The sequence below is a fragment of the Actibacterium naphthalenivorans genome, assembly GCF_014196965.1.
GTDB lineage: Bacteria > Pseudomonadota > Alphaproteobacteria > Rhodobacterales > Rhodobacteraceae > Actibacterium_A > Actibacterium_A naphthalenivorans.
The window spans coordinates 1-22,106 of record NZ_JACIEQ010000001.1 but is presented as its reverse complement, the minus strand read 5'-3'; the positions used below and the strand labels follow the sequence as shown (position 1 = coordinate 22,106).

Sequence of the window (22,106 nt, the reverse complement as noted above, 5' to 3'; positions counted from 1 at the left end):
CGTGTCGTCGCAGGGGCGGTTCCGACCCGTGCTGCGGCGGTCCTTGGGTGCGCGCAGGCCGGGGCCCAGAAACATCCCTCTCTCGTGACAGGGCCTCTGACCTGTCGACCCCTTGCATCAGGTGATGCTGCGAACGGTGCCGGATGCGCTTGGGTCTGCCCGCGGTCTCTGGCCTTCGGATACGCACAATGGTGGCAGGTATCAGGGTAGGTGAGAGGTTCATCGCCTTTGGGTGCGTGATCTGGGGTCTCTGGTTGCCATTCGCGAGGAAGATTGTTCGGTACTGCGTCCCCGTTGGCGCTCCCCCGAGAAGACCTGTCCCTCCTCCTGATTGATCCCCTAAGCCCGTCCGTCCGAGGCCAGCAACCCCGCGCGGCGGGACCCGTGTTGGCGTGTGCCACGCCTGCCCGCGCCACCGTCCCGCCTTGGGGGTCGAGCGGACGCCGGGGGCGTCCGTGCAGGCCACGTCCCGCGGTCTTTGACGGGCCTCATCGGAGGGACGGTCCCTCCGGATGAAGCAACGGAGACATACCATGCAGAACATCGTCATCCTCGCCGGCAACATCGGCCAGTCCCCCGAGACCCGCACCACCCAGGGCGGCACCTCGATCACCTCCTTCACCCTTGCCACCTCCCGCCCGCGCTATTCCGAAGGCCGGGTCGTCCGCGACGAGAACGGCTACCGCGTCCAGGACACCGAATGGCACCGCATCACCTGCTTCAACGGCCTCGGCAAAACGGTCCAGCAGTATTGCGAGAAGGGGATGAAGCTCCTGGTCCGGGGTCGCATCCACTACACCAAGTGGACCGATGCCGCCGGGGTCGACCGCTACGGCTGCGAGATCATCGCCGAGACGGTCGACTTCCTGACCAAGGCCAAGCAGACCGAGGACGAGGAGCCCTCCTTAATCGACGATGAGGAAGACCAGTCCTGACCCCGCAGTGAAACCCGGCGGCGCGAGCCGCCGGGTTTCTCCGATGGTCCTGTCCGCCCCCGATCACAATTCGTATCATTCGGCGACATCCCGCCGCGCGCCGCGGCCGGATTGGCAGTGAGTCGCGCTTCGGTCGGCTCCCACGCGATCCGGTGCCCGATACGCCCGCTGACCGCGATGATCACTGGCAAGCCCCGGGGAATGCGACTAAAATAGTCGCAGTTCTGGCATGTGTGAATGGCCGGGTGGGAGGTGATCATCATGATCACCGCCCGACAATCACGGGCCGCGCGCGCATTGCTGGGATGGACGCAGCAGGAGCTAGCCGATAAGGCCCTGGTATCACTGACCGCACTGAAAAGGCTCGAGTCCGAGAAGGATCTTCGTGTCTACGAGTCGACCGAAGATCAGGTGCGCCGGGTGTTCGAGGATGCAGGCATCACCTTTCTGCGTTCGGACAAGGGTGAAGGCGTCTTGATCGACTTGAACAAGGCGGAAAAGGCCAAGTGATCGTAGCCGGTTGACGTGGGTTTCGGTGGCGCGCCTGTACGAAAAGGCAACTTCGGGAGGGGGGTCGTTTCTGCGATCCTGTAGGGACATGGCACAGGGCGAGACGACATTTCTGGATGCGCCACCGGACAGCGACACGCTGACCGAGTATGACCGATCACACATGGTCCTATACCTCCGCCTGTTCGATGCTGCCGAGGAAGGTGCTGATTGGCGGGAAGTAGTCGAAGTCCTGTTCGGCCTTGATCCGAAAGCGGAACCCCAGCGCTGCAGGGGCGTCTATGATAGTCATCTTGCCCGAGCGCGCTGGATGACCGAACACGGCTATCGTGAACTGCTCAAGAGCGGTGGTGACGGCCCGACCGGCTGAGTCACGCCGAAACCCGCCGATACCGGCTGGCCCAGACTCCTGAAAATCAATCAGTACGTGTATAGTTTCCGGCGTTTCAGAGAAGTTGGCGAACGGGATTTGTCATGCCGTCGGATCAGTCCGGCTGGCGTTCCACGGCCGATTACGACTACGTCGAGCGCCTTGGCGCATCTGATCTGGCATGGGAATGGCTGCGCCGCAACAAGCACTACGCAAAAGACTACGCGACCCTCTCCAAGGCCGCACCGGACGACGCGTCTCTGAGGCAAGCGCTCCTCGACAAATGGGGGTTACGATTTCGCGGCCAATCCAAAGCTCCCGGCTCCAAAAGCCTGCGCGCTCTGGCATCCTCGCATCGATCCCTCGGTGGTCGTGCTGCAGAAGGTTCCGGAGGTCCTGGACAACGCGGCCTCACCGACGATCCTGCCCACAGGGACAACCAGACACGCCCAAGAAGGACTCCACCATCTTCTTGATGCCGGTGAACTGCATCGCCTGCAGCTTCTGCAAGAAGATCCTGATGCCAAGGCGCTCGTGGCGATCGTGCCGCTCGATCAAGACTCCTTTGCACGTCTCGACGCTATCTACAGGTTGCTCGCGCAGTTTCACGGCAGAGCGTTTCCTGCCGACAAGCGCCTTACCCGCCAGAAACGACTGCGCGCCAAGCGCATGTTGCAGGCATTTGACGGGCGCGTGGCCGGCGCGTCGCAGCGCGAGATCGCCGAGGTGGTCTTTCGGCTATCTCGGGTCAGCCGGGACGAGTGGCAAAGCGCGCCGGAGCGCTTCGCGGTCATGGCGTTGCTGCGCGACGCGCGGAAATTGGTTGACGGCGGGTATCGAGTGCTGCTGCGTTCGAGGAGCGTGCGTCGATGACAACCCGACAAGGGCTCCGTGGCCTCCCTCTGCGCCACGACGAAAGGTCTTTCGATAGTTTTTGTGGAACTAGCACTGATGCCACTTCTCTCTTTTGCGCCGTCAGGAAGCCCTTGCGGGCGCAATTGAGCGATACATGCGCATCGCCATGAAGGTTGGTATTTGCTGGCTAAGACGCTGTAGAGCGTCACTATGACACTGCCGGAGCCTTCTTCCGCTTCCGCAGGGACAAAGCACGTGTCCCTTTATTTTCTGCCGCGACAGCAACTGCAAGTAGTTTGAGATAGTCTTTTCGTCTGGGGGAACTCCGAGAAGATCCCCATATGCTTCTAGCACACCGAGCTTTCCATGTGATCTTTCACCGAAGGGCCACACGCCGTGGGTCTCGTAGTACGTCTGGCTGACAAAATAGTCGTGCATCGGCCCATTGAGAAAAGTCGCGAACCGGTGATTTGGAGCTTTCATAAGCCATTCAATCCAAACACCGAGGCAGCAGTCCCCATCTTTCGGGAAGATATGGCGATCCACTATCTTTGGGATGCGCCCTCCAATCTCAAATACCACCGGCTCCTGCGCTGGAAATAGCTCGGTCACTTCGGCTCTGATTGCGTAGGAATCAAAGACCCCGTTAGACGAGTCTATCGGGCCATCGCTGCCATAGACTAGGAACCGCCCCTCGAGGATGATTGAGCTATCCGTCCTCGACACGGACAGCTCCGGCTGATGCTTGGCGACTGCTTGCTGGACCTCAGAATAGAAATCGTCCGAAATTGTCACTTCGACCAAGGTTTGCCGCCACTCCCGCTTTCTTTCCGGGCGCTCACTGCCGCCTCCATCCGCGAATGCTTGTCGCTGTCCGAGAGGGCAGCCGCTGCCTGTGAGGCCAAAAACGGCGCGGCCAGTCCCGCTGCCCCGAGCGCGCTCTTCTTCTCCAAGGGGGCAGAAGCACTGTTTGCCGCTTCCTTGGTCTCTTCTTCGAAGAAGCTGTGGCGGAAGACACTCTTCCAGACTTTATTGGCATCAGTGTCCGTCGCGTCGTCGGCGTCGAGCTTGTCGAGCTCCTTGACCGACTCTTCCGCCTGATCGATCAGACGCCCGATCCGGTCGGTGTCCTTGTCATCGGAGACCTGGATTCCATTGGCGTAAACCGGGGAATACCTGGACCGGTTGGACAGCGCCCGCAGCGTCTCCCGGAAGGCCTCGTCGTCGCGGCCATCCACGGAGGTGTAGGCTTCGATGAAGAGGGCAGTGGCTACAAGGCCGCCGGGGAATTTCCGGTTCAGCCGACTTGAATGAGTCTTCGAAAAGAACTTGCCCAACCGGATGATCCGACGAAGCTGATAGCTTCCCGACGTCTCCGGGCTCTTCGCCGACACCGTCGTCTCGATCCACTTGTTCATCGCGGCAGGATCAGAACTGACCCATTCGTCGCCCGACGACAGTTCATACTTCCAACCCACTTCGGACCATTTACGGCGGAAGACAGGGAAGTCGCACTGATACCCGTCCGCGTATACGACGCGGACGCACTTCTTCTTAGTTTCTGGTTCGTTCTTCAGATTGGTCGCTTTGCGGGCGATGGCGTCCCTGACCCAGTTACGGGTCGTCCTCGGTCCGGCGGCATCGTCCTCTTCGAACACCACACCAAGATCAATGTCGTAGCGGCTCTCCTCGTCGTTCTCCGGAGGCTGCGTCATCGTCTTCTGCGCGTAACCACCCTGATTGATAGTCTCGGCAAGGGACGGTTTGTTGGTCTCTTCCAGCCCTTTCTCGATCCGCTCAAGGTTGGTTTCGCGCCGACGCCGCATATCTGCCCGCTGGCCGTTCGTCAGCCTAACTTGGTCTTGATGGAACTTGGAAATTCGCTTCGAGAAATCATACATCTTGCGCCCTCACTCTGCCGTGGGGTTAGATGTGGGGTATCCGGCCCAGCCGTTCAAGGGCCAAGACAAAGTTTCGAATCGGAGAACGAATCGTGTATCCGCTGCTACCTTGGAAATGGATTGGGGGAGGCCTCACCCTGGTCACGATGTTCGCCGTCTACGCCGACGAAGTGCAGCGATTGACCGGGGTGCCGATACCGGATCGATATGTCGTTCGCTACCTGCCTCTCGGGGTGCTGCTCATCCTCGGCGGCTTCTTCGGTCCGACCGGCTATTGGGCACCCTGGCGCATTCTTTGGCGCTTGATCCCGAAGCTGAACAACTGGTTCCCAGATCTGAATGGCGTTTGGGTGGGTAGCACGAGTTCCAACTGGCCGACCATCAAGAGGTTGGTCGAGGCGGCGCAATCCGAGGACAGGACGACGGAGCAGGAACTCCACGACCTTCCGGAGCAACAGGACGCAATGGCGGTCAGGTTCACTAACTCGCTCTTCAAATTTCAGGTTCGAGCTGGCTTGAGTTCCACCAACGGAGAGTCCTTTTCGATCACGGCAAAGCCGTGGAGGAACCAGCATACGGGTCGGATACATCTCTCATATGTTTACCGGCAGCAGACACCAAACCACGCGATCACCGATGAGGAGGCACACCTCGGGGCCGCAGACCTGGAGTTGGTCGCCGAGGACTATCGCCGTGCAGAGGGGACCTACTGGACGAAGCGCGCATGGCGGACAGGACGCAACACGGCTGGCATCTTAGAGCTCGCTATGCTCACTACGAAAGGCGACGAACACAAGTCTCTCCAGCAATACGCGCAGGAACACAGCGAAAATTTGACCAAGTAACTGGCATAGCATGCGCCGCCAGATGACAGCATTTCGGCCAATGCCGCTATCAATGTAAGCCGTATGCATGATTTGTCTGTCACGAAGGGCGGTTTTGGGCTGTTCATACTGAGCCCTGGAGCGCGCTGTTTGCAGAAGGCTGTTTGATGTGCATCGTTGCCCCCTCGGAGGAGGTGGCGAACGGCAGCTATCCTGGATTTCTACGAATGCGATGCCGCAGCGTCACAAGCAGCTATCCGCCCGACTTGCAGGGTTCTCGCGTCAGCGAACTGGCACCATAGGCATCTGAACAAGCGCAGCACGAGGACTGCCGCCGTTCAAGTCTCATGTATCGTTGCCCTCCAGAACATCTGCCATCATGTCTAGAATAGATCGTGGTGTGCGTTTTCCGCACCTCCATCTTCGCACTCCATCCCACCCGTCGCACTTCGCCATCGTGGCCCTAATCAGCCGCCAATGACCGGCGGCCTCACGGACCCCACGGAGGCCTTCCATGCGACCCGATCACGCTCCCCTGCCGCCGCGCTATCTGCGCACCAAGGAGGCCGCGCAATTTCTCAGCCTGTCGGCCCGCACTCTCGAGAAGCACCGCACCTATGGCACTGGTCCGGCGTATCACAAGCTCGGTGGGCGCGTCGTTTATTCGATCGAGGACCTCGAAGCCTGGGTCCAGCGCGGTGCCGTGACCTCGACGTCCGATCCGCGCGGAGGCCGTGTGCTGCCCGCAAAGCGCCACGTGCTGAGCGCGACCCCGCCTGCGGGTCGAGCCTTCCGCTGATAAGGTCGAGGCAGCTCCAATGTCCCGCAACGCATCAGAACGCGGCCAACTCGATCTGTTCCATGCCCTCCCGGGCGAATTCGCCGTGCGGGACGCGCAGGATCTCATGTCCTTTCCCTTCTTTTCCTTGTCCAAGAGCCATCGCACCCGGCCCATCGAGTTCGCGGCGGGCGGTGTTGAAATCCGCGTCGAGGCCGTGGCCGATCATGGGATGGCCACGATCTGGGACGCCGATATCCTGATCTGGGCGGCCAGTCAGATCGTCGAGGCGCGCGACGCCGGGCTTCGCACATCGCGGCTCATGGCGGCGACGCCTTACCAAATTCTCACCTTCATCGGTCGGGGCACTTCGGCCCGCGATTATCATCGGTTGAAGGCCGCGCTGGACCGGCTGCAATCAACGACGGTCTGCACCTCGATCCGCCAGCCCGCCGAAGGACGTCGTCACCGGTTCTCCTGGATCAACGAGTGGCAGGAACGGACCGATGCCAGCGGCCGCCCCGACGGGATCGAGCTGATCGTGCCGGACTGGTTCTACCGGGCGGTCCTCGATGACGCGCTGATCCTGACCATCGACCGCGCCTACTTCGACCTGACCGGTGGCCTCGATCGTTGGCTATACCGGCTGGTGCGCAAGCATGGCGGCCGCCAAAGGGCAGGGTGGCGGTTCGAACTCCGGCACCTTCACGTCAAATCCGGCAGCCTGTCACCCTTCAAACGGTTCGCGTTCGAACTGCGGCAGATCATCCGCCGCCAGCCCCTGCCGGGCTATCGCCTGGCGCTCGAGATCGAGGCGCGGGGGCGACGACTGCTCGCCTTCGAGCCCTGTGGACACGCTGTGGACGGGCTCGTGCCATCGGGAACCCCCGGTATCGTGCCATCGGGAACCGGACCCTCGTGCTATTGGGAACCCGGTTCAGGTTCATCCATCTCAAAAGAAGACAGAATTCGGGGCCGTAACTTAGACTCTAACTCAGAATCTAACTCTTGTTGCGCTGCCCTCGCTGGGGACAAGCCCGCACGCGGACGTACTCAATCCCTCGACACGGGCCCTCGGAATGACAGGCCCGAGCGACCTCTCGGCACGTCGAGGAGGACGACGACATGAGCCCGATCCGCTCCGAACCGCGCCACGTTGATGCACAGAGTATCGGTAGCGCAGGCGACCTGACCTTCGTCGAGCTGACCTGGAAAGAGGGCCAGATCGAACAGTGGGTCCGCTTCGGTCATCCAGTCTGCGAAGAGCGCATTGATCATCACCGGCGCCGCTTCGGCTTCGCGCCAGGCGCCGTCTTCGGGGTCAATCGTTGGGCGGCCAACGCCTATGGCACGGTCCTCTCGCGCTTCGACATCCTGAGGGCCGCACGGCCCGGAACCCCCATGCAAACGCTGCCCTATATGTGGCCGGGAGGGACCTTGCTGCTCTCCACCCATGGCTGGCCCAAGGTTGAGCGCGTGTTGCAGGCTGTCGACGCCATCAAGGCGCTCGGCATCGATCCGGCGGATGTGTCACCGGACTACTGGCGGCACCTGCACAATCGCCTGGCCGCCGCGCAACCGGGCCATGCCTATACGCGTTTCCAGCACCGGGCCTGGCTCAAGCGGCGGAGCCTCGGGCCATGAAAGCGCGGCACATCCCCGTCTGGGCGACGACCCTGTCGGTCACCCTGATCGTCCTGCCCGCCTTTGCTACCTGGTCGCCGCGCGTGCTGTGGAATGCCAGCGCGAGTATTCCCATCGGGCTCTATCGCGCTCTGCCCGCCGATGCCGTGACCATCGGCGATCTGGTGGCCGTTCAGCCGCCTCCGGCGCTTTCGGACTATCTCGAAGCGCGGGATTACCTGCCGCGCGGCGTGCCGCTGCTCAAGCATGTCGTTGCGCTTGAAGGAGCGTTAGTCTGCCGCTCGGGTGACCGGATCATCGTCGACTACGTCCTTCTTGGCCATGCCTTCGCGCAGGACCGGAACCGCCGCGACCTGCCTATCTGGCAAGGCTGTCATCGGCTAGGCGCTGGCGAAGTCTTCCTCATGAACCCGGATGCGCCGGATAGCCTCGACGGGCGGTATTTCGGCCCCTTGCCCCGTACCGCGATCACCGCCCGGCTAACGCCGCTTTGGACCGTCGACGGTGCCATCGCAGGGTCGGCGCATCCGGATCCCACACCGCACAACAACAGAAAGGAGGCACGCCATGCCCCAGATCGGTGAATTCACCCGCACGAAATCCGGTTTTGCCGGCTACGTCCGAACACTCACACTCGACCTCGAGATCACTCTGAGCAAGGCCGAGCCGACCGAAGTCGAGAACGCACCCGACTACCGCCTGTTTCACGGTGACGGCGACCTCGCCCGTGAAATCGGCGCGGCCTGGGCGCGCACCGGGGAGAAGGCCGGGGAGTATTTCTCGGTGCTGATCGACGATCCGATGCTGGCGCAACCGATCCGCGCGAACCTTTTCCGCAACGGCGAGAGCTCGGTCTGGTCGCTGCAATGGACCCGTGCGCCGAAGCGCAACGGGGCGGCGTGAGCGATGTCGCCGATCAGCCAAAAGCGCAGCAATCGGAGAACGGTTGAGCGACCCCGCATCGTTCATGTCTTCGCTGCGTTTCTTCTTTCCGGCCTTGCCGCGACGGGGCCGGTCAGCGGTCAGGCTCTCGCGGAAGCACCGACCGTTCTACGCGATCCGATGCGCGATCCCTATACGGCCGCCATTGCCGAAGCCTCTGCGCGCTTCGCGATCCCGGAGCACTGGATCCGTGCCGTAATGCAGGTCGAAAGCGCAGGCGATCCGGGCGTCGTCAGCCGGGCCGGGGCCATGGGGCTGATGCAGGTCATGCCCGGAACATGGGCCGTCTTACGGCAGGACCACGGTCTCGGCGCGGACCCGTTCGGTCCGCGCGACAACATCCTCGCGGGCACAGCCTATCTGCGCGCCATGCTTGATCGCTATGGCACCGTCGGCGGCATGCTTGCCGCCTACAATGCGGGGCCAGGGCGGTACGATGCATACCTCTCGGAGGGCCGTCCGCTGCCCGCCGAAACCCGCGCCTATGTCGCGATGCTGGCCCCGCGCATGGACGGAACGGCGCCGCTGCCGAACCGCGCAACCGTCGCCGATTGGCGAGAGGCGGCGCTGTTCACCGACAGATCGGCGGATCATCCACAACAAAATGGCGGCAGCCCGGATGCAGATCGACCGCCCCGCGAAACGGGTCCGGTCGGCCCCAATTCCGGCATTTTCGTTGTCCGGCCCGGCGTGGAGACACTGCCATGAGCGTGATCGCGGTTTTGCGGGCTCTGGCGGGCCGTGTCGTAGAGTCGGCGGCAGGGCGTGCTCGGACAGCGGGCGGGAAGGGAGATGCGCAAGATAAAAGGGCATGCCACGAATGCCGCAAGTCCCTGACAGGACTGGCGTTTTCGCGTGCATGGCGGTCGGTCGTGTGCAGGTTTCCGAGATTTTTCCTGCGATTTCAATGCTCCGGCATGCACAGGGGCGTTCCGAACAACGGGAGGGTCTTCGAATGACCGAACCCGAGCGCGAATTCCGGATCAGGCCGGGTAAGCCGCGCAGCACGCGCGCCCCGCGTCCGAAAGCCTTCGTCGACCAGGTGCTGAGGGCGGCCCACAAGGCTGGCCACGTTTCAACGCGGCCAAGCGGCAAACAGCGAAGCCATTCGAGCTTCGGGCGCGGGCAAGGCCGATTTGGTAGATCGCGGCTTTTCTCATCATCGCGCCGGGTCATGGTTGCTGCGCGCATTGCCCGCCACAAGGGCCGGGCCTTTCGCGCGGCACCGCTCTCGACCCATCTCGCCTACCTGCGTCGCGACGGGGTCAGCCGGTACGGGGAGAGGGGGCTGCTCTTCGATGCCGAAACCGACGGTCTAAACGGATCCGACTTCGCGGCTCGATGTGAGGACGACCGGCACCATTTCCGTTTCATCATCTCGCCCGAGGATGCGGCAGAGATGGAGGACGTGCGCGGCTTCACCCGCGACCTTGCGCGCCGGATGGAGGTCGATCTCGGAACGCGGCTCGACTGGGTCGCTGTCGACCACTGGAACACCGACAATCCGCATGTGCATCTGATCGTTCGCGGCGTGGATGATCGTGGCGGCGATCTCGTCATCGCGCGCGACTACATCAGCAGCGGGCTGCGGTCCCGTGCTGAGGATCTGGTCGCGCTGGAACTCGGGCCCAAGCCGGAGCACGAAATCCGGCAGGCCCTCGAACGGGAGGTCACGGCTGAACGCTGGACGCGCCTCGACCGAGAGCTGCGCCAGCATGCCGACGATCTCGGCTTCATTGATTTGCGGCCCTCAGCACCCGGACCCGAGGATTCGCAAATCCGCCGGTTGATGATCGGTCGACTTCAGCACCTTCGGAAACTCGGTCTCGCGTCGGAAGGCCGAACCGGTGAATGGATGCTGGGGCTCGAGGCGGAGCGCACGCTCCGCGATCTGGGTGAACGCGGCGACATCATCAAGACGATGCACCGGGCCTTTGCCGAGCGCGGGCAGGACCGCGGCTTCTCGGACTTCGCCATCGACGGGGGCGGGGCAAGGGACCCGATCATCGGGCGGCTGGTCACAACCGGATTGCATGACGAGCAGTCCGGCACCGCCTATGCCGTGATCGACGGCACGGACGGACGCGCGCATCATGTCCGCTTTCGCGGTCTCGACGCCTTCGATCACGCGCCTGCGCCGGGCGGCATCGTCGAGGTACGCCGCTTCGGCGGTCCGGACGATCCGCGCCCGACGCTTGTCCTGGCCAACCGCTCCGATCTCGACCTGCAAGGCCAGGTCACCGCGCCCGGCGCGACCTGGCTCGATCACCGGCTCGTCGAACGATCCCGGATGCCGCTCGCGATGGGCGGGTTCGGCGCGGAGGTGCGGGACGCGCTCGATGCCCGCGCCGTGCATCTGGCAGACGAGGGGCTGGCTCAAAGGCAGGGACAGCGGATCATCCTTCAACGAAATCTTCTCGCCACCCTGCGGCGCCGTGAACTCGATGCCGTGGGCCAGACGCTTGAGGCCGAAACAGGCCTCCAGCATCGCCCTTCGAAGACTGGCGAGCATGTGTCCGGCACCTACACCCGCCAGCTGCGCCTGTCCTCGGGCCGATACGCGATGATCGAAGGCATCGGCCCTGACGGCGGGCGCAGTTTCCAGCTCGTCCCTTGGTCCGGCGAAATCGAGCCCCGCCTCGGCCAGCACATCACAGGGATCGCGCGCAACGGAGGCGGGATCGATTGGAGCCTCGGGCGCAAGCGCGGGCTCGGCATCTGACGAAAGGACCCTGACCATGACCGCTACGAAAATCCTCTGGGGCCAGATCCTCGCCGTCTTCCTGATCGTGCTCACGACAACCTGGGGCGCGACGCAATGGGTGGCCTGGCGGCTGGGGTTTCAGGCGCAGCTGGGCAGCCCGTGGTTCGAGGCCTTCGGCATGCCGATCTACCCGCCGCCCGCCTTCTTCTGGTGGTGGTATTTCTACGACGCCTATGCGCGAACGGTGTTCTGGGAGGGCGGCGCGATCGCGGCCTCGGGTGGGTTCATCTCCATCGCCGTGGCCATCACCATGTCCGTCATCCGCGCCCGCGAGGCCGCCGATGTCGACACTTATGGCTCAGCCCGCTGGGCGAACAGGTCCGAGGTTGAGGCTGCCGGGCTGCTCGGCTCCGATGGTGTCGTGCTGGGCAAGTTGGATCACGATTACCTGCGACATGATGGGCCAGAGCATGTGCTCTGCTTCGCGCCGACCCGGTCAGGCAAGGGGGTGGGGCTCGTGGTTCCGTCGCTCCTGACCTGGCCAGGCTCCGCCATCGTCCACGACATCAAGGGCGAGAACTGGGACCTGACGGCCGGGTTCCGCGCACGCCATGGACGGGTGCTGCGCTTCGATCCGACCAGCATGACCTCTGCGGCCTACAACCCGCTGCTCAAAGTCCGCCGGGGTGAGTGGGAGGTCCGAGACGTACAGAACGTGGCCGACGTGCTGGTCGACCCCGAAGGCTCGCTGGAAAAGCGCAACCATTGGGAAAAGACCTCGCACTCACTGCTGGTTGGCGCGATCCTGCATGTGCTCTATGCCGAACGCGACAAGACCCTCGCGGGCGTCGCGGCCTTCCTGTCCGACCCGCGCCGCCCGATCGAGCAGACCCTCGAGGCCATGATGGCAGCGCACCACCTGGGCGAGGCGGGGCCGCATCCCGTGATCGCCTCCACGGCGCGGGAGCTTCTGAACAAGTCCGACAACGAACGCTCGGGCGTTCTGTCGACGGCCATGTCCTTCCTCGGCCTCTACCGTGACCCCGTCGTCGCCCATGTGACCCGGCGCTGCGACTGGCGCATTGACGATCTCATTGGCGCGGACCAACCGACGACCCTCTACCTCGTCGTGCCGCCATCGGACATATCCCGTACCAAGCCGCTGATCCGATTGGTCCTGAACCAGATCGGTCGCCGCCTGACCGAGGACCTGAAGGACACGCGTCGCCGCCATCGCGTGCTGATGATGCTGGATGAATTCCCGGCGCTCGGGCGGCTCGACTTTTTTGAAAGCGCACTGGCCTTCATGGCCGGCTACGGGATCAAGAGCTTTCTGATCGCCCAATCCTTGAACCAGATCGAGAAAGCTTACGGACAGAACAACGCCATTCTCGACAACTGCCATGTCCGGGTGAGCTTCGCGACCAATGACGAACGGACCGCCAAGCGCGTGTCGGATGCGCTCGGCACGGCAACCGAGATGAAGGCGATGCGCAATTATGCCGGGCACCGGCTGGCGCCCTGGCTGGGTCACCTCATGGTCTCGCGCTCCGAGACCGCGCGCCAGTTGCTGACCCCGGGCGAGATCATGCAGCTGCCGCCCGACGACGAGATCGTCATGGTCGCGGGGTCGCCGCCGATCCGGGCGAAGAAGGCGCGGTATTTCAAGGACCAGAGGTTTGTTGATCGCGTGGTGCCTACACCAGAACCACAGCAAGGCGATCCGGCGATACAGGATGATCCATGGTCATCACTCCCGATAATCGGAGCCGATACACCGACGGGCGCGTCGGCGCCGTCAGCCAATGCCGATGAAGCGAACGCAGGCCTGCGTCGGGAACCGGACTTGGCTGAGCATGTGGCCGTAGCCTCGGAAAAGACGGCTGAACCGGCGCGAGAATTCGAGATGATGCTCGATGACGAACCGGAAGAGGCCGCGCGGCAAAGGCAAGCCCTGCGCAAGCAGATGGGGCAGGTGGCCCGACAGGCCTCAATGGACCGAAACGATGGCATCGATCTTTGAGGACTGACCCATGCGCGACCGCCTCAACCTGTCCCTGCCAGCCGAACTCATCGGCCGGATCAACGACATCGCCGACCGTAAACGGGTGACCCGTTCCGCCATCGTGGAGGCCGCGGTCGAATCCTTCCTGTCTCCCGATCATGCCGACATGCAGGAGGCCGCCCTGACGCGCCGCCTCGACCGCCTCTCACGGCATGTCGCCCGTCTCGAACGTGATCAGCGGATCACGACCGAGACCCTCGCGCTCTTCGTCCGCTTCTGGCTCACCATCACGCCGCCGGTCGCGCCGGAGCAGCAGGCTGCTGCACAGGCCAAAGGGCGCGAACGGTTTGATGGCTTCGTCGAGACGCTGGGCAAGCGGGTGCAGAAGGGAAGGTGGTTTGCAGATGAGCTCACTGGGGATCATGATCTGAATGGTGGAACCCAACCAACGGACTGATGCACAAACCCGGTGCCCATACGCTCAGAAAAATCGCAGTAACGAAAATACTGCAAGCATACTTTGACTTCGCGAGATCTCGTTGCTATCTCTGTACGTATGATACAGAGCTTTCAAGAATCAAGGCTTGGCAGGGTTTGCGACCTGAGTACGGGCTATACAGCCAGAGGGCGCATGGATGTTGCTGAAGCTGGCGGCACTCTCGCCATTCAGATGCGCGACGTTCATGCCGATGTCGATCTCACGGCCGATAAGCTCCTGAGGTATGTGCTCGATGACTTGCCAGAGCGCTACATGGTACGCGGCGGCGAAGTCATCTTCAGATCACGTGGTGCACCCAACGCAGCTGCCGTCGTGAGTCACAAGCTTACTGAGCCAGTGGCGATCACCTTGCCGCTCGTCATCCTGCGTCCCAAAGTCGAATTTGTGCTGCCGGATTACCTCGCTTGGGTGATCAACCAGCCTCAAGCGCAGCGGTACTTCGATTCAGAGGCGCAGGGCACAAACATGCGCATGATTCCGAAAGCCGTGCTCGAGCAACTGGAGGTTCCATTGCCGGACCTCCAAACCCAATCCCTTATCGTTTCGGTCCACAAGCTGGCGAAGCGCGAGGGATCACTGCTTCGCGATCTGGCCGACCGCCGCGAACAATTGTCCTCCATCATTCTTGCTGAGCGCGCGCGCGATGCTCGTCAAAAGGAACTCGTCCAATGACTGATCAGGTTACCCAGCAGCAAATCAACCAGACCGCCTGGGCGGCTTGCGACACCTTCCGGGGCGCCGTCGATGCCGGTCAGTACAAGGACTACATCCTCGTGATGTTGTTCCTGAAGTACATTTCGGACCTCTGGAATGATCATATCGAGACCTACCGCAAGCAATACGGGGACGATGATGCGCGCATCCGTCGGCGGTTGGAACGTGAACGCTTCATCCTGCCCGAGGGTGCCAGCTTCTACGATCTCTATGCGCAGCGAAACGAGCCCAACATCGGCGAGCTGATCAATATCGCGCTTGAAAAGATCGAAGACGCGAACCGCGCGAAGCTCGAGGGCGTCTTCCGCAATATCGACTTCAATTCCGAGGCCAATCTCGGCCGCCCGAAGGATCGCAACCGCCGCCTCAAGAACATGCTTGAGGACTTTGCCAAGCCCGCCCTCGACCTGCGCCCGTCGCGGGTGACCGAGGACATCATCGGCGAGTGCTACATCTACCTGATTTCCCGCTTCGCCTCGGACGCCGGTAAGAAGGCGGGCGAATTCTATACCCCGACCGCTGTTTCCGGTCTGCTGGCCAAGCTGGCCGCGCCTCAGCCCGGCGATACCATTTGCGATCCGGCATGTGGGTCGGGCTCTCTGCTTATTCAGGCATCACAGGAAGTCGGGTCCGAAAACTTCGCCCTCTACGGGCAGGAGGTGAACGGCGCGACTTGGGCACTGGCCCGCATGAACATGTTCTTGCACGCCAAGGACGCGGCCCGCATCGAATGGTGCGACACGCTGAACAGCCCGACGCTGGTTGAGGGCGATCACCTCATGCGTTTCGATGTGGTGCTCGCGAATCCGCCTTTCTCGCTCGACAAGTGGGGTGCGGAGGATGCGGACAGCGATCAGTACAAGCGCTTCTGGCGCGGTGTGCCGCCCAAGTCCAAGGGCGACTACGCCTTCATCACCCACATGATCGAGATCGCCAAGCGGCAGTCCGGACGCGTCGCGGTGATCGTCCCGCATGGCGTGCTGTTCCGGGGCGGGGCCGAGGGGCGCATCCGCCAGCAGCTGATCGAGGAGAACCTGCTCGACGCCGTCGTCGGCCTGCCCGCCAACCTGTTCACCACCACGGGGATCCCGGTTGCCATCCTGATCTTCGACCGCTCGCGCGAGGAAGACGGCGCGAACGCGGACCGGCGCGATGTGCTGTTCATCGACGCCAGCAAGGAGTTCACGCCGGGCAAGACCCAGAACGTGATGGACGAGGCACACGTGGCCAAGGTGCTGGAGACCTACGCCACCCGCGCCGAGGTCGAGCGGTATTCGCATCGGGCGAGCCCAGAGGAGATCGCCGAGAACGGCTACAACCTCAACATCCCCCGCTATGTCGACACCTTCGAGCCCGAGGAGGAGATCGACGTCGTCGCCGTGCAGAAGGACATCCTGCGGATCGAGGCCGAACTGGCGGATGTGCGGGCGAAGATGGCCGGGTACCTGAAGGAGCTCGGCGTTGATGCTTGAGGGATGGCAACACCTTTCCCTGATAGAGCTGACCAAAGAAAAGGGCCTACAAATCGGTCCGTTCGGCAGCCAGCTCAAAGCAGAGGAATACACTGAAGACCCTGATGGGGTTCCTGTGGTTATGCCTCGCGATATCTTGGCAGGAAGAATTGTTTCGACGCAGATAAATCGTGTTCCGAAGACCAAGGCTGAAAAGCTGAAGAAGCACAAACTTGAAACGGGCGACATCTTGTTCCCACGCCGAGGTGACTTGAGCCGCATTGCACTGGTTGACGATGAGCAAGGTGGATGGTTGTGCGGTACAGGTTGCTTGAGAGCCCGCCTGACATCCGGAACTGACCCGAAATTTCTAATCACGTATTTGAATCAAAAGGCTGTAATTGACTGGCTAGAGGCCAATGCCGTTGGCCAAACGATGCTCAATTTGAATACTGAGATCATTTCTGACCTTCCGGTTCTGGCACCACCACTTCCCGAACAGCGCAAGATCGCCGAGATCCTGCAGACCTGGGACGAGGCGCTCGAAAAGCTCACCGCCCTCCGCGCTGCAAAGGACAAGCGCCTGGGTGCCCTTCGCTACGCGATGCTTTTCGGCGAACTGCGCCTCGACGACCAGCGCCGCAATTGGGTGCCGACACGCCTTGCATCTATCACCCATGAGTTGACCGCCCGAAATGGGGCAAAGGGGCTTGGACGCGACTACGTGATGGGCGTCACCAAGGCCCAAGGTGTCGTGCCCATGCGTGAGCAGACCATCGCCGGTGACATCAGCCGCTACAAACGCCTTCCCCCGCGCGCTTTCGCCTACAACCCGATGCGCATCAACGTCGGCTCCATCGCGATGAACGTGCGCGACGAGGAAGTCCTTGTCAGCCCTGACTACGTCGTCTTCGCCTGTAATGCCGACGGCCTCGATCCCGATTACCTCGATCATCTGCGCAAGACGTCCTGGTGGACCCATTACATCAACAGCGGCGGCTCCGGCAGTGTGCGACAGCGGACCTACTACGACGACCTCGCCGCGCTGAAGCTGCCCCTGCCGGAACTGGACGAGCAGAAGGCTATCGCCACCGTCCTGAACACAGCGCGAGACGACCTCGCCGCAACTGAGCGCGAAATCGACGCGGTCACCCGCCAGAAGCGCGGCCTGATGCAGAAGCTGCTGACAGGCGAATGGCGCGTTCCGCTCGACCACACCGAAATCTCAGCAACCACCGAGGAGGCCGAACATGCCGGATAAGAAGAACTATTGGACCCAGCAGCGCCCGGACGGGAAGTGGGAATCCAAACGCGAAGGCGCGACGCGCGCCAGTAAGGTCACCGATACCCAGTCCGATGCCTGGGCCCATTCGCGCGAGAAGGCGACTGAGACCAAAGGAGAAGCCTTCCTGAAGGGCCGTGACGGGAAAATCCGTGAGAGGAACACCTATGGCAAGGACCCGTATCCGCCGAAGGGCTGACGCCAGCCGCTAGGAATTTGAAGAAGCAATTTGCCGAAGGAGGGCATAGACGATGGACGAGCCGAAACGGACGGCACTGATTTACGATTTCGACGGAACGCTCGCCCGCGGCAATTTGCAGGAGACGAGCTTCATTCCGAACATCGGCATGACCAAGGAAGATTTCTGGGCAGAGGTGAAGGCGCGCACGCGGGATCACGATGCCGATGAAATCCTCGTCTATATGCATCTGATGCTCGACAAGGCGCGCGAGCAAGGCGTTCAAGTTACGGTTGAAGACCTGAGACGAAATGGTGAGGAAGCCCCGCTGTTCCCCGGGCTCGCGGACAAATCGTGGTTTGACCGTATCAACGCGCATGCTAGCGAGCGCGGGCTGGTTCTCGAGCATTTCATTGTCTCGTCCGGCATCCACGAGATGATTGAGGGCTGCGCGATCCGCGATGCTTTCCGTCAGGTATTCGCTTCAAAGTTCATCTACGTCGACGGCGTGGCGGCGTGGCCGGGGGTCGGCATCAATTACACCACCAAGACCCAGTACCTGTTCCGGATCAACAAGGGCATCGACAACCACTGGGACAATGTCTCCATCAACAGCTACATGCCCGAAGACGAACGCCCGATACCATTCGAGCGGATGATCTTCCTAGGAGACGGCGACACCGACATTCCGACAATGAAAATGCTTACCCACAAGGGTGGGCATTCGGTCGCCGTATACGATCCGGACAGGACGGATCGCGATCTCAAGAAGATTCACAAGCTGATCTCGGACGGTCGCGTCGAATTCGTAGCTCCAGCTGACTACGAGGAAAATTCGCAAATCGACATCATCGTGAAGGGCATTCTCGGTCGGATTGCGCGAGAGCACGGATACAGGCCGAAATCATGACCTTCGACGCCGCCGAGAAACATCAGTCCCAGGTTCCGGCGCTGCAGCTTCTGGTGGCGCTCGGATTCACTCCGCTCTCGCAGGAAGAGGCGCTTCGTCTGCGCGGCGGTCGGCTGCGGAACGTGGTTCTGGACGATATCCTTGCCGAGCAGCTTATGCGCATCAACCGCTTCACGCATCGGGGCCGTGAGTACGGATTTGACCTCGAGGACGCGCACGAGGCGATGCGGCGGCTCAAACCCACGCCGGACCGTCTCAAGGGGCTTCGTGGGACGAACCAGGACATCTACGACACGCTCGTCCTCGGGACGACGATCACGAAGTCCATCGACGGCGATTCAAAGAGCTACTCATTTCGGTACATCGACTGGGACCAGCCTGAGAACAACGTCTTCCACGTGACTGCCGAGTTTTCGGTGGAGAGGACCGCGTCCAGCCAGACCAAGCGTTGCGACATCGTTGCCTTCGTGAATGGTGTTCCAATCCTGGTGATCGAAAACAAGCGGCCGACCGAAAGCCTGAAGAAGGCGGACAGCCAACTGATTGGCTACCAGAACGAAGACAATATCCCGCAGCTCTTCCACTTCGCCCAGCTGCTAGTCTCTATGAACCGCAACAGCGCGCGCTATGCGACGGTCGGGACCAAATCGAAATTCTGGGCCGAGTGGCGCGACGAGGAAGACGCCGACGAGGCCATCGCGCCTTTCGTCAACCGCGTCCTTGCGGCGGCGGAAAAAGACTCGATTTTTTCTGGCGACTTCGTCGACGCGCGCGTCTACTTCGACTCAATGGAGGCAGAGGGCGACCGCGCGGTCACGGTTCAAGACCGGACGGTGTACGCGCTGTGCCGACCCGCGCGGCTGCTTGATCTCATCCGCCGCTTCACGGTATTCGATGGCGGCGTTCGCAAGGTCGCGCGCCACCAGCAGTTCTTCGGAATCCGCCGCGCGGTCGAGACGGTCAAGCAGCACGACGTCAGCGGCGCCCGCAAAGGCGGCGTGATATGGCATACACAGGGCTCAGGCAAGTCGCTGACGATGGTGATGCTGGGGCGTTCACTCGCGCTCGAGCGCAGCATCGAGAACCCGCGCATTATCATCGTCACGGACCGAGATGATCTCGACAAGCAGATCAAGGACACCTTCAAGTCCTGCGATCTTGAGCCGGCCCGCGCAACGAGTGGGTCGCACCTTCTCGAGCTCGTCCAAAACAAGACTCCGCTGATCACCACGATCATCAACAAGTTCGACACGGCGCTGAAGAACAGCAAGCTGGCGGACGATGATCCCAACATCTTCGTGCTGGTGGACGAGAGCCACAGGACGCAGACGGGGCGCTACGGCGGCCACAGCCAGTTCGCCGCCAAAATGCGCCGCCTCCTGCCCAAAGCCTGCTACCTCGGTTTCACCGGCACGCCCCTGCTGAAGAAGGAGAAGAACACGCTGTCGACCTTCGGACGGCTGATCCACCGCTACGCCATCGACGAGGCAGTTGCCGACGGTGCCGTCGTGCCGCTGCTATACGAAGGACGGCTTGTCGAGCAGCAGGTTTCGGGCGCCGTAATCGACCGCTGGTTCGAGAAGATCAGCGAGGGCCTCACCGAAAACCAGAAGCGCGATCTGAAGCGGAAGTTCTCTCGGATGGACGCTTTGGCCAAGACCGACCAGGCCATTCGAGCCAAGGCTTTCGACATCTCCGAGCACTATCGCCAGCACTGGCAGGGCACTGGCTTCAAGGCACAACTCGTTGCCCCCTCGAAGGCGGCCGCCGTCCGCTTCAAGGAAGTACTCGACGAGATCGGCCACGTCTCGAGTGCGATCGTCATCTCGCCGCCGGATGAGAACGAGGGCAACGAGGAGGTCGACCAAGAGTCCAAGGACCTCGTGCGCCGCTTCTGGTCGCAGATGATGGCACGGCACAAGACCGAAGAGGACTACAACCGCCAGATCATCGATGCATTCAAAGGTTCCGGCGATCCGGAGATCCTGATCGTCGTTTCCAAGCTGCTCACCGGCTTCGACGCGCCCCGTAACACGGTCCTTTACGTCTGCAAGTCCCTGAAGGAACATAACCTCCTGCAGGCGATTGCGCGCGTAAACCGCCTCTACGAGTACGGTGGCACGGAGAAGCAGTTCGGCTTCATCATCGAGTACGAAGGGCTGCTAGGCGAGCTCGACAGCGCCCTGACGACCTATAGCGCATTCGAGGGGTACGAGGCGGCGGACCTCGCCGAGACGGTGCATGACGTTCGCGAGGAGATCCGCAAGCTGCCCCAGCTGCACGATCAGCTCTGGGACCTGTTCAAGCCGGTCAGGAACAAGAAGGACATGGAGCAGTTCGAGCAGCACCTTGCCGACGAGTCGCTTCGCCATGAGTTCTACGCGCGCCTCAAGGCTTTCAGCCGATGCCTGCACATATCGCTCTCGTCGGACAAGCTGTTCGATGTCTTCGACGAGGCCAAGATCGATGCTCTGAAACGCGACTGGAAACAGTTCTCCGAACTCAAGCGCTCGGTCCAGCTCCGCTACCAGGAGACGGTCGATGTCCGCGAGTTCGAGCCGAAGATCCAGAAGCTGCTTGATGACCATGTCGTGGCGATGCCTGCCGAGACCATCATCGAGGTGGTGAACATCAACGATCCTGATGCGCTGAAGGCGGTCGTCGAGGAGACGGGCGTCTCAGAAGCCTCGAGGGCGGACCGCATCGCCAGCGCCACCCGGCGGGCAATCACCGAGAAGATGGATGAGGACCCGACGTTCTACAAACAGTTCTCCGAGCTGCTCGAAGAGACCATTCGCGCCTATCGCGAGAAGCGGCTCTCCGAGCGCGAGTACCTGAACAGCGTCGTGGACCTCGCGAGCAAGGTGGCACGCAAGGATCGGGGCCGAGATGTTCCCGAAAGCATCCGGGGCGATGAGGATGCACAGGCGTTCTTCGGCGTCCTGGAAGGTCAGCTCAAGATCAAGGACGATGAGCCGGTGTCCGGCGACGAAGCAGCATCCATCGCCCTGGAGATCATCGACATCATCAAGTCCCAACTGATCGTCGACATCTGGTCGAACGAAGTGGCCCAGAACAAACTGCGCAATGCTATCGATGACTACTTCTTCGACGTTCTGCGTGACGAGAGGGGCGTCGACCTGCCCGTGCAGGTGCTCGACGATCTCGAACTCAAGATCATGGATCTTGCTCGGGCCCGGTTCGCGGTATGACGCGGGAACTGCACTGCCTGCAGTACGGCGAGCAGGAGATCCGGTACGAGATCGTCCGCCGTCCGAGGAAGACGCTAGAGATCGCTGTCGAGCCGGATGCTTCGGTGGTGATCGCGGCCCCGGAGGACGCGACGCTCGACGCCATAGAAGCCAAGCTGCGGAAGCGCGCGGCATGGGTGACGCGGCAGCAGCGGTACTTCGCCCAGTTCCTTCCAAGAACACCGGAGCGCAGGTTTGTCGCCGGTGAGACCCATCTCTACCTCGGGCGCCAGTATCGGCTGAAAGTCGTCCCGCATGGTAAGCATCCGCCGAGGGCCGTCTGACCGACCCACCCGGCTGCCTGTAAGAGCATGAAGCTATGACAGATCATAGCTTCATATCCCAAGTAGAGG

General features: G+C 61.9%; 24 protein-coding genes. 22 read left to right on the top strand and 2 right to left on the bottom strand.

Features of this window, described 5'->3' with window-relative positions; all coding sequences use genetic code 11:
• Positions 1-533 precede the first annotated feature (533 nt).
• From GGR17_RS00115 to GGR17_RS00100, 5 genes are all read left to right on the top strand, one after another.
• A complete protein-coding gene (locus tag GGR17_RS00115; RefSeq protein WP_054538590.1) occupies positions 534-935 on the top strand; it encodes a single-stranded DNA-binding protein in 402 nt (133 codons plus the stop codon).
• A 261-nt stretch (positions 936-1,196) separates the two neighbouring features.
• On the top strand, positions 1,197-1,445 hold the full coding sequence (locus GGR17_RS00110; protein WP_054540357.1) for a helix-turn-helix domain-containing protein: 249 nt from the start codon (positions 1,197-1,199) through the stop codon (positions 1,443-1,445).
• 88 nt (positions 1,446-1,533) lie between these two features.
• The gene (locus GGR17_RS00105; RefSeq protein WP_054538591.1) at positions 1,534-1,815 is read left to right on the top strand and encodes a DNA -binding domain-containing protein; all 282 of its coding nucleotides are present in this window, start codon (positions 1,534-1,536) and stop codon (positions 1,813-1,815) included.
• Positions 1,816-1,919: 104 nt separating this feature from the next.
• Complete coding sequence (locus GGR17_RS20610; RefSeq protein ID WP_369817377.1) at positions 1,920-2,291, top strand: transcriptional regulator domain-containing protein; 372 nt, start codon at positions 1,920-1,922, stop codon at positions 2,289-2,291.
• Positions 2,182-2,688 carry a DUF2285 domain-containing protein gene (locus GGR17_RS00100; RefSeq protein ID WP_162231817.1) on the top strand — a complete coding sequence of 169 codons (507 nt, stop codon included), beginning with the start codon at positions 2,182-2,184 and terminating at the stop codon, positions 2,686-2,688. Before GGR17_RS20610 ends, GGR17_RS00100 begins: the two co-directional genes overlap by 110 nt.
• Positions 2,689-2,790: 102 nt before the next feature.
• On the opposite strand, the gene GGR17_RS00095 is transcribed toward GGR17_RS00100, so the two are convergent.
• Together GGR17_RS00095 and GGR17_RS00090 are read right to left on the bottom strand one after the other, a co-directional pair.
• Positions 2,791-3,465: an SEC-C metal-binding domain-containing protein gene (locus GGR17_RS00095; RefSeq protein ID WP_054538592.1), complete on the bottom strand. Its 675-nt coding sequence runs from the start codon at positions 3,463-3,465 to the stop codon at positions 2,791-2,793.
• Entirely contained in the window at positions 3,462-4,571 is a 1,110-nt protein-coding gene (locus GGR17_RS00090) for a cyclic GMP-AMP synthase DncV-like nucleotidyltransferase (protein ID WP_054538593.1), read from the bottom strand. Before GGR17_RS00090 ends, GGR17_RS00095 begins: the two co-directional genes overlap by 4 nt.
• Before the next feature lie 92 nt (positions 4,572-4,663).
• Here GGR17_RS00090 and GGR17_RS00085 point away from each other — a divergent pair, with 92 nt between their 5' ends.
• The 17 genes from GGR17_RS00085 (at position 4,664) to GGR17_RS00005 (ending at position 22,037) form a co-directional block, all read left to right on the top strand.
• Positions 4,664-5,416, top strand: a complete 753-nt coding sequence (locus GGR17_RS00085) for a Cap15 family cyclic dinucleotide receptor domain-containing protein (protein WP_054538594.1) — start codon at positions 4,664-4,666, stop codon at positions 5,414-5,416.
• A gap of 493 nt (positions 5,417-5,909) precedes the next feature.
• Positions 5,910-6,194: a helix-turn-helix transcriptional regulator gene (locus tag GGR17_RS00080; protein WP_054538595.1), complete on the top strand. Its 285-nt coding sequence runs from the start codon at positions 5,910-5,912 to the stop codon at positions 6,192-6,194.
• A 19-nt stretch (positions 6,195-6,213) separates the two neighbouring features.
• Complete coding sequence (locus tag GGR17_RS00075; protein ID WP_082386566.1) at positions 6,214-7,302, top strand: replication initiator protein A; 1,089 nt, start codon at positions 6,214-6,216, stop codon at positions 7,300-7,302.
• A complete protein-coding gene (locus tag GGR17_RS00070; RefSeq protein WP_082386567.1) occupies positions 7,299-7,817 on the top strand; it encodes a DUF2840 domain-containing protein in 519 nt (172 codons plus the stop codon). Before GGR17_RS00075 ends, GGR17_RS00070 begins: the two co-directional genes overlap by 4 nt.
• A complete protein-coding gene (locus GGR17_RS00065; protein WP_082386568.1) occupies positions 7,814-8,401 on the top strand; it encodes a S26 family signal peptidase in 588 nt (195 codons plus the stop codon). The genes GGR17_RS00070 and GGR17_RS00065 overlap by 4 nt, the downstream gene beginning before the upstream one ends.
• Positions 8,385-8,720 carry a DUF736 domain-containing protein gene (locus tag GGR17_RS00060; protein ID WP_054538596.1) on the top strand — a complete coding sequence of 112 codons (336 nt, stop codon included), beginning with the start codon at positions 8,385-8,387 and terminating at the stop codon, positions 8,718-8,720. The genes GGR17_RS00065 and GGR17_RS00060 overlap by 17 nt, the downstream gene beginning before the upstream one ends.
• A 159-nt stretch (positions 8,721-8,879) precedes the next feature.
• Complete coding sequence (locus GGR17_RS00055) at positions 8,880-9,467, top strand: lytic transglycosylase domain-containing protein (protein ID WP_235974388.1); 588 nt, start codon at positions 8,880-8,882, stop codon at positions 9,465-9,467.
• A gap of 247 nt (positions 9,468-9,714) precedes the next feature.
• Entirely contained in the window at positions 9,715-11,481 is a 1,767-nt protein-coding gene (locus tag GGR17_RS00050; protein WP_054538598.1) for a relaxase/mobilization nuclease domain-containing protein, read from the top strand.
• A 16-nt stretch (positions 11,482-11,497) separates the two neighbouring features.
• Positions 11,498-13,486: a conjugal transfer protein TraG gene (locus GGR17_RS00045; protein WP_054538599.1), complete on the top strand. Its 1,989-nt coding sequence runs from the start codon at positions 11,498-11,500 to the stop codon at positions 13,484-13,486.
• A gap of 10 nt (positions 13,487-13,496) precedes the next feature.
• Positions 13,497-13,925, top strand: coding sequence for a ribbon-helix-helix protein, CopG family (locus GGR17_RS00040; protein ID WP_054538600.1), 429 nt, complete (start codon positions 13,497-13,499; stop codon positions 13,923-13,925).
• 174 nt (positions 13,926-14,099) lie between these two features.
• A complete protein-coding gene (locus GGR17_RS00035) occupies positions 14,100-14,639 on the top strand; it encodes a restriction endonuclease subunit S domain-containing protein (protein WP_235974387.1) in 540 nt (179 codons plus the stop codon).
• Positions 14,636-16,153, top strand: coding sequence for a type I restriction-modification system subunit M (locus GGR17_RS00030; protein WP_054538602.1), 1,518 nt, complete (start codon positions 14,636-14,638; stop codon positions 16,151-16,153). The genes GGR17_RS00035 and GGR17_RS00030 overlap by 4 nt, the downstream gene beginning before the upstream one ends.
• Positions 16,146-17,393 carry a restriction endonuclease subunit S gene (locus GGR17_RS00025; RefSeq protein WP_082386569.1) on the top strand — a complete coding sequence of 416 codons (1,248 nt, stop codon included), beginning with the start codon at positions 16,146-16,148 and terminating at the stop codon, positions 17,391-17,393. Before GGR17_RS00030 ends, GGR17_RS00025 begins: the two co-directional genes overlap by 8 nt.
• Positions 17,383-17,613 carry a DUF2188 domain-containing protein gene (locus GGR17_RS00020; RefSeq protein ID WP_054538604.1) on the top strand — a complete coding sequence of 77 codons (231 nt, stop codon included), beginning with the start codon at positions 17,383-17,385 and terminating at the stop codon, positions 17,611-17,613. The genes GGR17_RS00025 and GGR17_RS00020 overlap by 11 nt, the downstream gene beginning before the upstream one ends.
• Before the next feature lie 52 nt (positions 17,614-17,665).
• Entirely contained in the window at positions 17,666-18,502 is an 837-nt protein-coding gene (locus tag GGR17_RS00015; RefSeq protein ID WP_054538605.1) for an HAD family hydrolase, read from the top strand.
• The gene (locus GGR17_RS00010) at positions 18,499-21,714 is read left to right on the top strand and encodes a type I restriction endonuclease subunit R (RefSeq protein WP_054538606.1); all 3,216 of its coding nucleotides are present in this window, start codon (positions 18,499-18,501) and stop codon (positions 21,712-21,714) included. Before GGR17_RS00015 ends, GGR17_RS00010 begins: the two co-directional genes overlap by 4 nt.
• Positions 21,711-22,037: a YgjP-like metallopeptidase domain-containing protein gene (locus GGR17_RS00005; protein ID WP_235974386.1), complete on the top strand. Its 327-nt coding sequence runs from the start codon at positions 21,711-21,713 to the stop codon at positions 22,035-22,037. Before GGR17_RS00010 ends, GGR17_RS00005 begins: the two co-directional genes overlap by 4 nt.
• The last annotated feature ends 69 nt before the right edge of the window (positions 22,038-22,106 follow it).